Source organism: Vreelandella sp. GE22 (assembly GCF_968212445.1).
Map to the genome: position 1 here is coordinate 2,399,364 of NZ_OZ309110.1, position 13,354 is coordinate 2,412,717.

Below are 13,354 nucleotides of genomic sequence, written 5' to 3' on the forward strand. Positions count from 1 at the left end.
CGTTTCAGTGGAGCCAGAACCACAGGTGCATGGTGCTCCAGGCGTAGATCCCGGCCATGACGTCGTCGATCATGATGCCGAAGCCGCCTGCCACGCGCCGGTCGGCCCAGCGAATCGGCCAGGGTTTGAAGACATCGAAGATGCGAAAGACGATGAACCCCCAAAGCGCGGCCTCCCAGGAGAACGGCACGGCGGCCATGGTGATCCAGTAGCCGACGAACTCGTCCCAGACGATGCCGGAGTGGTCATGAACGCCCAGATCGTGGGAGGTTTTATCGCAGAGCCAGACACCGACCACAAAAGCTACGAACACCAGGCTCAAGTACCAGCCCAGCGGCAGATCCGCCATGATCCAGTAAAATGGAATGGCGGCGAGAGTGCCAAAGGTGCCCGGCGCCCAGGGCACCATGCCGCTGCCCAAGCCAAAGGCAAAAAAGTGGGTCGGGCGGCGCCAAACGCTCGAAGGTGCCTGGTTCATGGCGCTTCCCCGTTGAAATGCTGCCATCCCTGGGCGTTTTGTGCGTCTACGCCACGTACACCGGGCGTATCGCTACAGCGTCCAATGACGGTGAGCGCTACGCCAATCTGCGCCAGCGCCTGCTCGGCTTTCGCGACATTGCCCGGCGCAAGCGTTACCAACAGTTCGTAATCGTCGCCGCCACTTAGCATGGCCTGCATCGCGCCGTCTCCCAGGGCCTCTTCCAGCCCGCAGGCTTTGGGCAGCGCCTCGGGGTAAAGCTCGGCCCCGACGCCGGAGGCCCGGCGCAGATGCCCCAGGTCGGCCAGCAGGCCATCCGAAATGTCCAGCGCGCTGCTGGCAAGGCCCCGCAGCGCGATACCTGCCTCTAACTGCGGGGTCGGCAGAAGATAGCGCTGCAAAAGCGGATGCGCCATGTCGCGCTCGCCCTGCTGCCATACATAAAGCCCGCCGGCGCCTCCACCCAGCGCCCCGGTCACGGCGATAAGATCGCCGGGGCTGGCACCGGCGCGGGTGAGTGCCTCGTTACCGGGTACCTCGCCCATGACGGTCACACTAATGCTCAGCGCACCGGCGGTGAAATCGCCACCCACCAGCGCCGTTTGATGCTGGTCGCAAAGCGCGTGAAAGCCCTGCGCGTAGGCCTGGTACCAGCGGGTAGCATCAAAGGCGTCGCGAAAGGCATTTTGGGGCTGACTAAGCGCCATCATGCACCAGCGCGACCTGGCGCCCATGGCGGCCAGGTCGCTCAAGGCCACCGCTAACGCGCGGTGACCGATAGCCTCGGCCGGGGCATCGGCGGGGAAGTGAACGTCAACGATCGATGTGTCGACGCTCACCGCCAGCTGACAGCCCGGCTGGGGCGTTAGCAAGGTAGCATCGTCACCACAGCCCAGCTCCACACCGCTGTTATCAGCCAGCGCGGGTGCGGGTTTTAAAAACCGTTCAATGAGTTCGAATTCGCCAAACACATGGGGCCCCTTGACGCGATTCAAGCGAACTCGCCTTAAAGCCGGCGAGCGCTTACCTCGGCACTGCGTAAGCGATTGGCCAGCTTATCGAGAATGCCGTTAACGTATTTGTGGCCGTCGGTGGCGCCAAAGGACTTGGCAAGCTCGACGCCTTCATTGATCGCCACGCGATAAGGCACTTCCGGGCGTTTGGCAAGCTCATAGGCACCCAGGCGCAGAATGGCCAGCTCCACCGCATCCAGATCTTCCAGGCGGCGATCCAGCAGCGGGGAAATTTCGCGATCGAGCTCGGTTTTGTGACGCACGGTTTCGTGCAACAGCGTGTGAAACAGCGCCTTGTCGGCGATCTGCATCACCATGACCCAGTTTTCGTGGTCTTCCAGGTCGTCGTCGGCGAGCTGGCTACGAAACTCGGTCTCCACGGTGGAGGCCGACTTGCCGGTCATTTCCCACTGGTAAAGCGCCTGCACGGTCAGTTCTCGGGCGGCGCGGCGCGCCTGCTGGGCAGCGCTTGGCTGACGCTCGCTCATGAACTCTCTCCAAGAGGGAGCGCGCGCAGCAGCGACACCATTTCCATGGCGGCCATGGCCGCTTCGGTGCCTTTATTACCCGCCTTGGTGCCGGCGCGCTCGATCGCCTGCTCGATGGACTCCACGGTCAGCACGCCATTGGCGATGGGCGTATCGAACTCGAGCTGAAGATGGTTGATGGCCGTGTTGCAGCCGCCCGCCACGTACTCAAAGTGCGGCGTACCGCCACGAATCACCGCGCCCAGCGCAATCACCGCCTCGGGCTTGATGGTTTTGAGTACCCGCTTGACCGCCAGAGGAAGCTCCCAGGCGCCGGGCACGTGCACGATATGGATATTGTCAGCGTCGACGCCGTGGCGCGTCAGACTGTCCACGGCGCCTTCGACCAGGCTATCGACCACGTGGTGGTTGAAACGCCCTACGACGATCACGTAGCGGCCGTCGACATCGACAAAACTGCCTTCAACTTGCGAAAGGGATTGCATCTATTTAATCCTACTTAATCATCTATCAAGACGTGGGTTCAGTGCCGCTTTCGGGTCCTACGAGCTCGACGACTTCGAGATCGAACCCGGAAAGCGCTGAAAATTTCCACGGCGAACTGAGAAGGCGCATCTTGCCTACGCCCAGATGGCGCAGAATCTGCGAGCCGGTGCCGATGGTCATGTAATTACCGGAGCCGTCGGAGTCGCTGGTGCGCGGTGGCTGTACGCGGCCCAAAAACAGCTCCAACTGATCCTTGAGATCCTGGGCCGGATACCCTTCGTCGATCAGTACCAGCACGCCCGCCTCGGCCGTGGCGATCTCATCGAGCGCCCGATGCGCGTGCCAACGATAGGACGACGCCTGGGTCAGCCCCAGCACGTCGCGCAGTGTATCGGCCAGGTGAACGCGCACCGTGGTGATTTCTTCCGGGGCGGGTCGCCCTTTGACCAGCGCCAGGTGGTGGCTGCCCTGCAGGCGGTCGCGAAACACGTGCAGCGTCAGCTCGCCGTGAGTGGTCGATACCGGCGTGGCTTCGATTAGATCGACGGTTTGCTCGTTGACCATGCGGTAGTGAATCAGATCGGCGATGGTGCCCATCTTGATACCGTGGGTGTTGGCGAACGCCTCGAGTTCGGGGCGGCGCGCCATGCTGCCATCGTCGTTCATGATCTCACAGATCACCCCGCTCGGGTCACACCCGGCAAGTGCCGCCAAATCGCAGGCCGCCTCGGTGTGCCCGGCGCGGCGCAGCACCCCGCCCGGCTCCGCCATCAACGGGAAGACGTGTCCGGGCTGGACGATATCCGCCGCTTTCGCGTTGGGGGCCGCCGCGGCCTGTACGGTGCGCGCGCGATCCGCAGCCGAAATACCGGTCGTCACGCCTTCGCGGGCCTCGATGGAGAGGGTGAACTTGGTGCCGAAACCGGAGCCGTTTTTACCCACCATCAAGGGCAGGTCCAGCCGCTCGCAGCGCTCGCGCGTCATGGGCATACAGATCAGCCCGCAGGCGTGGCGCGCCATGAAGTTGATATGCTCGGGCTGAACTTTTTCAGCCGCCATAATGATATCGCCTTCGTTTTCGCGATCCTCATCATCCATGAGGATCACCATTTTGCCCTGACGGATATCTTCGACCAGATCGGCAATCGGGGACAGCCCCTCTGAACAGGCGTGCACCATGGAATCTCCCAAACAGTAGCCGCACTATGTGCGATTTTGCGCGCAAGGGTACCTTGGCTGACCCGCGCGCGCCAGGTTTAAGCGCGTTTGCCACAAGCGCCAACCCTTGGTCAGCGCCTCTCAACGTGCGCGCGATTTAGTCGGCGTTACCGCAGGTCTCGAGATCGCGGGGTTTGGCAATAATGCGCCAATCCTCCCCTACCGCCCGGATATCCTGAATATCCAGGCGCTTTTGATGCGCCATTTCGGTAAGCCCGGGCAGCGCGAAAAGCGGCCGTGCTTCGCCCCCCAAAAGCGTGGGCGCGACAAAAAGCTGCAGCTCGTCGACCAGGTGCGCATCGAGCAGTGCCCCGGCCAGGGTCGCGCCGGTTTCTACCAGCACTTCGTTGACGTCGTACTCGCAGGCCAAATAGCTCAGCATATCGGAAAGCGACACCCTGCCCGCCGCGAAAGCGGGCATTACGTGAATGTGCGCGCCTGCCTCTTCCAGTTTACGGCGTTTCTCTTCGCTGTGCTGCTCGGTGGTGACCACCAGGGTCTGGCCGGGCTCTTGCAGGCAGGCCGCCGCCAGCGGCAGGCGCAGCGTCGAGTCCATGATCACACGAAGCGGCTGGCGGGCGGCGACTATCTCGCCGTTAACGAGGCCGAGCTGCTCGGCGCGCAGGGTCAGGCGCGCATCATCCAAAATGATCGACTCGACGCCGCTCAAAATGGCGCTCGAGCGCGCGCGTAGGCGCTGTACCTGGCGGCGCGCCTCGGGTCCGGTAATCCACTGGGACTCACCCGAGCCCATGGCGGTGCGCCCATCCAGACTCATGGCCATTTTCAAGCGCACGAATGGCAACCCGCGCTGCATACGCGAGATAAACCCCGGATTGAGCGCCTGGGCATCTGAGGCCAAAAGCCCGGTCTCGACCTTGATACCCGCCTTTTCCAAGCGCTCGACCCCTTGGCCGCTGACCTGCGGGTTGGGGTCGACCATGGCGATTACCACCCGGGCTACCTGGGCGCTCACCAAGGCATCGGCGCAGGGGCCCGTGCGGCCTACGTGAGAGCAAGGTTCCAGCGTAACGTAGGCGGTCGCCCCGCGGGCACTATCACCGGCGGCATCAAGGGCATGCACTTCCGCGTGGGGCTCGCCTGCTCGCTCGTGAAAGCCTTCGCCTACCACGCGCCCTTCGCCCTCGGCGCCCGCGTCATCGTAGCGAACGATCACACAGCCCACTCGCGGGTTGGGGTCAGTGGTATAAAGGCCCTTTTTGGCAAGCGTAAGAGCTCTTGCCATATAGACGTGGTCGCGGGGGGAAAAGGCTGTGCTCATCAGGACTCTCCGCCAGGCTTTACCGCTTCATTATCAGCGCCTGCCGGTGTAGCACTCGAGGCCTCTTTAGGGCTTTGCGCCAGCCGGTCGATCTCGGCGCGAAACTCGTCCAGATCCTGAAACTTGCGATACACCGAAGCAAAGCGGATGTACGCGACCTGGTCGAGCCCGCTCAGCGCTTTCATGACCGCCTCGCCAATATCCCAGGCGTTCACTTCTCGCTCGCCCTGAGCACGCAATTGCTGGCGAATGCGCTCGACCGCCGCTTCGATGGCTTCGGCGCTGACCGGGCGCTTTTCCAGTGCGCGCAGCATGCCGGCGCGTAGCTTGGCCTCGTTGAAACTTTCACGGGAGCCATCGGATTTTACCACCCGCGGCATAATGAGCTCCGCGGTTTCGTAGGTGGTAAAGCGCTCCTGGCAGCTGGCGCACTGGCGCCGCCGCCGCACCTGGTCGCCGTCTGCCACCAGGCGCGAGTCGGTGACTCGAGTATCATTAGCACCACAAAAAGGGCAATGCATGGCCGTCAACCTATGGTTAGAGCAGTAATCACGTTGTGCCGCCTGCGCGCGTTTTCAAAAAAGCCCCGCTATCGATCACAATACGTTTAAGAGTAGGCCTTTAAAAAAGGACTTTTTAAAGGCCTACTGAACAGCCATAAAAGGACCTGTTCAAGATGCGTGGGCCGCCTCACCCTTTTCTATCGACGCGGCCATAACCTAGCATTGTAACGATTTGGCACACAAGCTGCAGCGTTTGTTACAGCTATCACAAGAGGACGCGCCATGACGCCTTTCGAGCAAACGCTTCACCGCTATTTGACCCACCTTTATGGCCACCGCGCGGGCGAGGTCGTCCGGCGAATCAACCAGCACCTGGCGTACTACGCCGACGCCCGAGCAAGGGGCGAAAGCCAGGACGGCACGCCGGTTGCCCGGGTGAGCGACGCACCCCCCGACGCACCACTTTGGAGCGAAAAGGATCAGTGGGTGATCAGCTATGGCGACTCGATCACCGCTGAGGATCAGCCTTCCCTTACCGTACTCAGCGATTTTTTACGCAACCGCTTGGGCGACTGCGTTAGCGGCGTGCACGTACTGCCCTTCTTTCCCTGGAGCAGCGACGACGGCTTTTCGGTCATTCACTACCGGGAAGTCAATCCCGAGCTTGGCGATTGGTCGCATATCCGCGAGATTGCCCAGCACTTCGACCTCATGGGCGATTTGGTACTCAACCACGTCTCCCGGGAGTCGCTCTGGTTCGTCGACTACCTGACCGGGAGCCTACCCGGGCGCGATTTCTTTATCGAGGCCGACCCGCAGACGGATGTCTCCCAAGTGACCCGGCCACGCAGTAGCCCGCTGTTGGTGCCCGTGGCCACCCGGCGCGGCACGCGCCACCTGTGGGCGACCTTTTCCGACGACCAGATCGATCTGAACTTCGAAAACCCGGATGTCCTGCTCGAATTCGTGGGCATTCTGCTTTTCTATCTACTGCAGGGTATTCGCATCATCCGCCTCGACGCCGTGGCGTTTTTATGGAAACGCCTGGGCACGAACTGCATCCATCTGCCCGAAACCCATACCGTGGTGCGCCTTTTGCGCGCGATCGTCGACGAGGTGGCCCCGGGGACGCTGTTGATCACCGAAACCAACGTGCCCCACGCGGAGAACATCAGTTACTTCGGCCTAGAGCGGCTACTGCCGGAGGCAGCAGAGCCCGTCAAAACCGCGGACGAGGCACACATGGTGTATCAGTTCGCCCTGCCGCCACTTTTGTTGCACACCCTTACCCGGGGTGAAACCTCGACCCTACAGGCCTGGCTTGCAAGCCTGCCCACGCTTCCGGACAACTGCACCTACTTGAACTTTACCGCGAGCCATGACGGCATCGGCGTGCGCCCGCTGGAGGGCCTGCTACCCGATCACGAGCGCGACGCGCTGCTTGAATTGATGCACCGCTTCGGCGGTTTTGTCAGCATGCGCAGCAACCCCGACGGCAGCGACACGGCTTACGAGATCAACATCACCTGGTTCGAGGCAATGCGCGGCACCCGCCGCGGACCGGACCCCTGGCAGATCGCACGGTTTTTGTGTAGCCAGGCGATCATGCTCACGCTTCAGGGGATTCCCGCGCTTTACATTCACACCCTGACCGGCTCGCTCAACGACGTCGAGGGCGTAGAGCGAAGCGGACGGCTGCGCTCGATCAACCGTCACCACTGGGCGCTCGATGAGCTGGAGCTTTTGCTGGAAAGCCCGACGACGCCGACCCATGATATATTCTTTGCGCTACGCGAATTTTTGAAGCAGCGCCGATCAGAGCCATGCTTTCATCCGGGCGCCGCCCAGCGCGTTATCGCGACAAGCGACAACGTACTGGCCATCGAGCGCGGCCCGCTTCAAGAAGGTAGAACCTTGCTGGCGCTTTTCAACGTGACCGATAAGCCCGCCCCGCTCGATGAGGCCGACAAGGCGCTGACAGACGCCCTCGACCGGCACACCTGGCGAACACTCGATAGCGAGCAGGCCTGGATACCGAAACAAGCCCTGCCCCCCTACGCCGTTCGCTGGCTGGTGCGCGAAGGGGGTTGAACCGCTCGACCTGCGCTGCACGACGACCCACTCCCTTGAGGCCACTACCCCCATGCCGGTCATGTTTAAAAAATCACTGCTCACCGCGCTTGCAAGCGCAGGCCTGGGGGCGACGCCTGGCGTTGCCTCAGAACTGCCCGCTCCCATCGAGGCGCTGCGCGATCAGGGCGTCATGATTCACGAACGCTTCGAAGCCCCTGGCGGGCTTACCGGCTTTGGCGCCAGCACGCCAGGTCAGGAGATGATCATCTACCTGACGCCGGATGGCGAGCACGCCATTATCGGCACGATGATGGATCGCCTGGGTGAAAATGTCACCGAAGATCAGCTCGAGGCTTCTGTGCGCGTACCGCTGGAAGCGCAGACCTGGCAAAGCCTTGTGCAGAGCCACTGGATTCAGGATGGCGACCGCGAAGCACCCCGGACGGTCTACATGTTTACCGATGCCAACTGTCGCTACTGCAAGCAGCTTTGGCGTCAAACCCGGCCCTGGGTCGAGGCCGGCGAGGTCCAGCTTCGCCACATCATGGTCGGCATTTTGGCACCCAACAGCCCGGCGCTGGCCGCCACGCTGCTCGCCGCCGATGACCCGCCGGCCGCCTTGAAAGCGCTTAGCGAAGGCGAGCCTATCGAGGCCACCGCCCAGGCGATCGCGATCGAGGAGCAGGTTTACACCAATAACCAGCTCTTCGAGGCGCTTGGCCTGAACGCTACACCGACCAGCGCTTTTCAGCGCGAAACCGACGACGGCCATATCCGCCTCGACCGTATCGAGGGGTTACCAAGCGAGGAGCGTTTGATCGACATGATGGGCAGCGAGGCGCCTTGAGGCGTGGCTGGGGCTCTACGACGAAAGGCTGAGCACAATACCTTAATGGCGCGGTTTTGAACGCCGATATACAAAGAACAAATATAATAAGGGCGCCTACATACCATGAATCGATTAACGACCACGCAAAAACTCTGGGGCACACTTGCGGTTATCTGGGCCTCAATGCTTGTTCTGGTAGGCTGGCTTGCATGGGACAACCGGCAAACGGTCAACGACGAACGCAGGGCCAGCATTCGCCATATCGTGACCAGCGTGCAGAGCCAAGTAGAGGCACTGCAGGCAAGCGTCGTGCGCGGTGAGCTCGGCATCGAAGAGGCGCAACGTCGCGCCATGGATAATATTGCAAGCGTAAGATACGACGACGGAGAGTATCTATTCGCCTTTGATGATCACCTTAATATCGTCGTCCACCCGACCAGAGAGGTGGGCACCGATATGAGCGGTTACGAAGATGCCAACGGCGTACGACTCTATGTAGATCTGCTGGAAGCTGCTCGCAACGGTGGCGGTCATGTCTATTACGCCACCACTCGCCTTGGCGAAGACGTACAAATCCCCAAGATGAGTTACGTGGGCTACATTCCCGAATGGGGCTGGGGCATTGCGACCGGCGTTTATATCGACGATATCAACGCCACGTTTTTGGACGGCCTGATCAACGTCGCCATCGCCCTGCTACTGATCGGCTTACCGGTAACACTACTCATGGGCTGGGTAATTCGAGATGTCTCAAGACGGCTGGGCGGCGACCCACGCTACGCCGCGAGCGTAGTCCGCCATATCGCCGATGGCGATCTGACGCGCAGCACCTCGCTTAGCCGTTCGGATCAAGACAGCCTGTTGTTCGATATTAACCGCATGCGGGAGAACCTTGCACATACGATTGGAGGTATCCACGGAGGTGCCGACCAGGTCAACAGCGGCGTTGAGGATATCGTGGGGGTCAATGAAGAGCTTTCTACACGGACTGAGCAGCAGGCCGCCGCCCTTGCCGAAACCGCCTCGAGCATGGAAGAGCTCACTGCGACGGTCAAGCAAAACGCGGAGCACGCCGACCACGCGCAAAAGCTAGCTTCGTCCACCGCACAACACGCCCGGCGCGGCAGTGAGGCCATGACCAGCGTCGTCACGACGATGGACGCCATCAGTGAAAGCGCTAACCAAATGACCAGTATCGTCAATACGATCGACACCATTGCTTTTCAGACCAACATCCTGGCGCTCAACGCCTCGGTGGAAGCCGCCCGCGCCGGTGAACAGGGTCGCGGGTTCGCTGTGGTCGCAAGTGAAGTACGTCAATTGGCCAGCCGCTCGGCAGCGGCGGCCCAGGAAATCAAAAAGCTGATCGAGGACTCCGGGACAAAGGTTTCCGAAGGTAGCCAGCAGGTACGCAGCACCGGCGAGGTCATCAATAGCGTGGTGGGCGATATTCAGCAGCTTAGTACGCTGGTTCAAGACATCGCCGCGGCCACCAAGGAGCAGAGTAGCGGCATCGAACAGGTCAACGAGGCCGTGACTCAAATGGATCAGATGACCCAGCAAAATGCCGGGCTGGTACAGCAAAGCAACCATGCTGCTCAACAGCTTTCGCAGCTCAGCCAGCAGTTGCGTCAAGCGGTTGCCCACTTCCGTGTCGGCTTTACCGCCTCAGAGCCCCCGCCCGAGCGTCTAACCGTAGCGCCCGAAAGCGGCTTTTAAAGCGCTATTGCATCCGTCTGATGCTGTGAAAGGCCCGACCCGTTTTAAATTACCCGTTTGCCTTGCAAGCGGGTTTTTTATTAATGCTCCGCCGGTTTCAGCCGATATAGACCAGCGTATCTATAAGCGCTTGTTTTAAATAAAACCAAACCAGGAACACCATGACACGATTAACGTTGAACCAAAGACTGTGGGGCGTACTGGCCATCATATGCTTTGCCATGCTGGCTCTGGTGGGCTGGCTTAGCTTTGATACTCGACAAACCATGGAGGAGGAGCGGCGCACCAGTATCCAGCAGGTGGTAGAGAGTCTGGGTTCCCAGTTGGAATCACTTCAAGCGCGGGCCGCCAGCGGCGAGCTAACCCGCGAGCAAGCGCAGGAGCGCGCAATCGAGAGTATCGTCAACGCCGAATTTGGTGACGGCGAGTATATCTTCGCCTTCGACGAGCAGCTCGATATCGTCGCGCACCCCAGGCGCGAACGCGGCGACGATATGAGTAGCTTCCAGGACAGTCGCGGTATGTACCTCTACAGCACTTTCATGGAAGCGGCTCAGTCCGGCGGCGGCCACGTGGAATACTATTCGCGCCGCCTCGATGCGGGGGACGACCAGTTTCCCAAGATCAGCTATTTCGCTTACTTACCTGATTGGGGCTGGGCCTATGGCGCAGGCATCTATACCGATGACATCAACGCGGATTTTATTAGCAACCTGATTCAGTCGCTGATCGCCTTTCTCATTATTGGCTTGCCCGTGGCACTTTTAATGGGCTGGATCATTCGCGATGTAGGACGCCGACTGGGCGGTGATCCGCGCTATGCCGCCAACGTAGTCAGCCATATTGCCGATGGTGACCTGACCCGTAGCACAACGCTTGCCCGCTCGGATCAACACAGTTTGCTTTTCAATATCAACCGTATGCGGGAAAACCTGGCGGATACGATTGGCGGGATTCACCAGGGCGCCGACCAGGTCAATAGCGGGGTCGAGCAGATCGTGGGCGTCAACGAAGAGCTTTCGACGCGCACCGAGCAGCAGGCGGCTTCGCTTGCCGAAACCGCTTCGAGCATGGAAGAACTGACGGCGACGGTGAAGCAAAACGCCGAGCACGCCGACCACGCGCGCCAGTTGGCCGCCTCCACGGCCTCCAACGCGCAGCGCGGCAGCGACGCCATGACCAACGTGGTCAGCACGATGGATGCCATCAACGAAAGCTCGTCGCAGATGAGCAGCATCGTCGACACGATCGACGGCATCGCGTTTCAGACCAATATTCTGGCGCTCAATGCCTCGGTCGAGGCCGCCCGCGCCGGCGAGCAGGGCCGCGGGTTTGCCGTAGTAGCCAACGAGGTGCGCCAACTGGCCAGCCGCTCGGCAGCGGCGGCCCAAGAGATCAAGAAACTGATCGAAGAATCCGGCGTGAAAGTGACCGGCGGCAGCCAGCAGGTACGCGATACCGGCGATGTCATCAGCAGCGTGGTGGGCGACATTCAGCAGCTCAGCACGCTGGTACAGGAGATCGCGGCGGCGACCAAGGAACAAAGCAGCGGTATCGAGCAGGTCAACGAAGCGGTCACTCAGATGGATCAGATGACCCAGCAAAACGCCGGGCTGGTTCAGGAGAGCAACCACGCCACCCAAGCGCTGGCCCAGCTCAGCATGGAGCTGCGCGACCGGGTAACGCACTTTCGTATCCACGACGCCGCGCCGCAAACGCCGCAGCGCCTGCCCAGCGCCAACACTCCCCCTAGCGACTTCTAACGCCTGTCGCTCATAAGGCTGGCCTTTTCAGGCCAGCCTTTTTTCTGGCACCGCCCCCAGCCGCGCTTTACGCGGCATCGCTGGTTAAAGCCTGCGCCTACGGTGGATGGGCCTATCGTAGGAGCCCCATTCTATTGGGCGATGGAAGGCATGGCCTTCCATCGCTGACGAGGCCACGTTTTAGAAATTACCCACTGAAACCTGCTCTTGCCATTAGGCCTGAATACGTTCTTGCTAGACCTACGTTCTTGCTAGACCTTGCCCTGATTGTCCAACTCGACCGCTTCGTGCATGCGCGCCAGTAAATCCGGTACGGCGGCCTGGACGCGGCTCCAGCTGGGGATAAAGGGACGTTCGCGTGGGTTTTCCAGAAACAGGTTGCCCGCCTCCAGCAGGTTGCTGGCAAAAAGCTCGACCGCCTGCTCTTCACTGTGGCGGTCAAGACTCAGTCCGTTCATGGTGGCGTCGTGGTCGTAGGCTTCAATCAAATCGAGCGCCAGGCGATAATAGGTCGCCTTGAGCGTGCGGAAATCCTCGCTGCTAAAACTCACGCCCTGGGTGGCGAGTTTGCGGTAAAGCGCTTTGGCGATATCCAGACTCATGCGGTTGAGCCCACCGCTTGCGTCTTCTTCGCTGACGGGTTGGTGTTTATGGTCGTAGGCATCGGCGATGTCCACCTGGCAGATCTGGCGCATCGAATAGTTGCGCTGAAGCTCCGAGAGCACGCCTATCTCGAGCCCCCAATCCGCCGGAATACGAATGCCTTCCAGCACGTCACGGCGCATGGCGAACTCGCCGGAGAGCGGGTAGCGAAAGCTGTCCAGATAATCCAGATACGGCAGCGGCCCGCAGACGGTTTTAAGAGCGCGCAGAAGCGGTGTAACCATTAGCCGAGAGACGCGGCCGTTGAGTTTGCCTTCGGCAATACGCGGGTAGTAGCCCTTACAGAAACTGTAGTTGAAGCGCGGATGCGCCACCGGGTACATCAAGCGCGCCAGCAGCCCACGGTCGTAGGTCAAAATATCGCAGTCGTGAAGCCCCACTACCGTCGAGCGGTTCGAGGCGAGCATATAGCCCGCGCAGTACCACACGTTGCGCCCTTTACCCGGCTCCAGCGCCCCCAGACCGTGCTCTTCGAGTTCGCTGTCTAGCGCGCGCAGGCGCGGTCCGTCGTTCCAAAGGATGCGCGTATGCTGCGGCAGACGGGAGAAAAACTCCCGGGCGTACAAGAACTGTTCGCGGTCGGCCCGGTCGAGTCCGATCACGATTTCGCCAAGGTAGGGAACGTGTTTGAGCTCGTCGATGATCGCCGACAGCGCCGGCCCCTCGAGCTCGGAAAAAAGCGACGGCAGGATGAGCCCCATGGGGCGGCGCTCGGCAAAGCCAGCCAGGTCTTTCTCGAGATCCTCGACGGGACGCCGCGTCAAGTTGTGAAAGTCCGTCACTAAACCGTTTTGATGAAAATCGCTCATAGTGTGCCCTCTCTGGCGTATCGTCCGGTG

12 protein-coding genes are annotated in these 13,354 nt (G+C 60.8%); 4 read left to right on the plus strand and 8 right to left on the minus strand.

Annotation, left to right across the window (positions count from 1 at the left end; translation table 11 throughout):
• Positions 1-4: 4 nt before the first annotated feature.
• The 7 genes from ACWHRL_RS11360 to nrdR all read right to left on the minus strand — a co-directional run bounded on the left by ACWHRL_RS11360 (position 5) and on the right by nrdR (position 5,486).
• Positions 5-478 carry a phosphatidylglycerophosphatase A family protein gene (locus tag ACWHRL_RS11360; protein ID WP_447529235.1) on the minus strand — a complete coding sequence of 158 codons (474 nt, stop codon included), beginning with the start codon at positions 476-478 and terminating at the stop codon, positions 5-7.
• Complete coding sequence (gene thiL, locus ACWHRL_RS11365; protein WP_447893752.1) at positions 475-1,449, minus strand: thiamine-phosphate kinase; 975 nt, start codon at positions 1,447-1,449, stop codon at positions 475-477. The genes ACWHRL_RS11360 and thiL overlap by 4 nt, the downstream gene beginning before the upstream one ends.
• Positions 1,450-1,484: 35 nt before the next feature.
• The gene (gene nusB, locus ACWHRL_RS11370; protein ID WP_447529236.1) at positions 1,485-1,979 is read right to left on the minus strand and encodes a transcription antitermination factor NusB; all 495 of its coding nucleotides are present in this window, start codon (positions 1,977-1,979) and stop codon (positions 1,485-1,487) included.
• Complete coding sequence (ribH, locus tag ACWHRL_RS11375) at positions 1,976-2,464, minus strand: 6,7-dimethyl-8-ribityllumazine synthase (protein WP_447529237.1); 489 nt, start codon at positions 2,462-2,464, stop codon at positions 1,976-1,978. The genes nusB and ribH overlap by 4 nt, the downstream gene beginning before the upstream one ends.
• 25 nt (positions 2,465-2,489) lie before the next feature.
• Positions 2,490-3,644: a bifunctional 3,4-dihydroxy-2-butanone-4-phosphate synthase/GTP cyclohydrolase II gene (gene ribBA / locus ACWHRL_RS11380; protein WP_447529238.1), complete on the minus strand. Its 1,155-nt coding sequence runs from the start codon at positions 3,642-3,644 to the stop codon at positions 2,490-2,492.
• Between the two features lie 136 nt (positions 3,645-3,780).
• Positions 3,781-4,965, minus strand: coding sequence for a bifunctional diaminohydroxyphosphoribosylaminopyrimidine deaminase/5-amino-6-(5-phosphoribosylamino)uracil reductase RibD (gene ribD / locus ACWHRL_RS11385; protein ID WP_447893753.1), 1,185 nt, complete (start codon positions 4,963-4,965; stop codon positions 3,781-3,783).
• Entirely contained in the window at positions 4,965-5,486 is a 522-nt protein-coding gene (gene nrdR / locus ACWHRL_RS11390) for a transcriptional regulator NrdR (RefSeq protein ID WP_447529240.1), read from the minus strand. The genes ribD and nrdR overlap by 1 nt, the downstream gene beginning before the upstream one ends.
• 264 nt (positions 5,487-5,750) lie before the next feature.
• Between nrdR and ACWHRL_RS11395 the strand changes: the two genes are divergently transcribed.
• From ACWHRL_RS11395 to ACWHRL_RS11410, 4 genes are all read left to right on the plus strand, one after another.
• Positions 5,751-7,559, plus strand: coding sequence for a sugar phosphorylase (locus ACWHRL_RS11395; RefSeq protein ID WP_447893754.1), 1,809 nt, complete (start codon positions 5,751-5,753; stop codon positions 7,557-7,559).
• A gap of 61 nt (positions 7,560-7,620) precedes the next feature.
• Positions 7,621-8,388 carry a thiol:disulfide interchange protein DsbG gene (dsbG, locus tag ACWHRL_RS11400; RefSeq protein WP_447893755.1) on the plus strand — a complete coding sequence of 256 codons (768 nt, stop codon included), beginning with the start codon at positions 7,621-7,623 and terminating at the stop codon, positions 8,386-8,388.
• Between the two features lie 105 nt (positions 8,389-8,493).
• Complete coding sequence (locus ACWHRL_RS11405; RefSeq protein WP_447893756.1) at positions 8,494-10,089, plus strand: methyl-accepting chemotaxis protein; 1,596 nt, start codon at positions 8,494-8,496, stop codon at positions 10,087-10,089.
• Between the two features lie 161 nt (positions 10,090-10,250).
• A complete protein-coding gene (locus tag ACWHRL_RS11410; protein ID WP_447893757.1) occupies positions 10,251-11,852 on the plus strand; it encodes a methyl-accepting chemotaxis protein in 1,602 nt (533 codons plus the stop codon).
• A gap of 251 nt (positions 11,853-12,103) precedes the next feature.
• Here the strand turns inward: ACWHRL_RS11410 and ACWHRL_RS11415 are convergent, their stop codons facing one another.
• The gene (locus ACWHRL_RS11415; protein WP_447893758.1) at positions 12,104-13,324 is read right to left on the minus strand and encodes a glycosyl transferase; all 1,221 of its coding nucleotides are present in this window, start codon (positions 13,322-13,324) and stop codon (positions 12,104-12,106) included.
• Between the last annotated feature and the right edge of the window lie 30 nt (positions 13,325-13,354).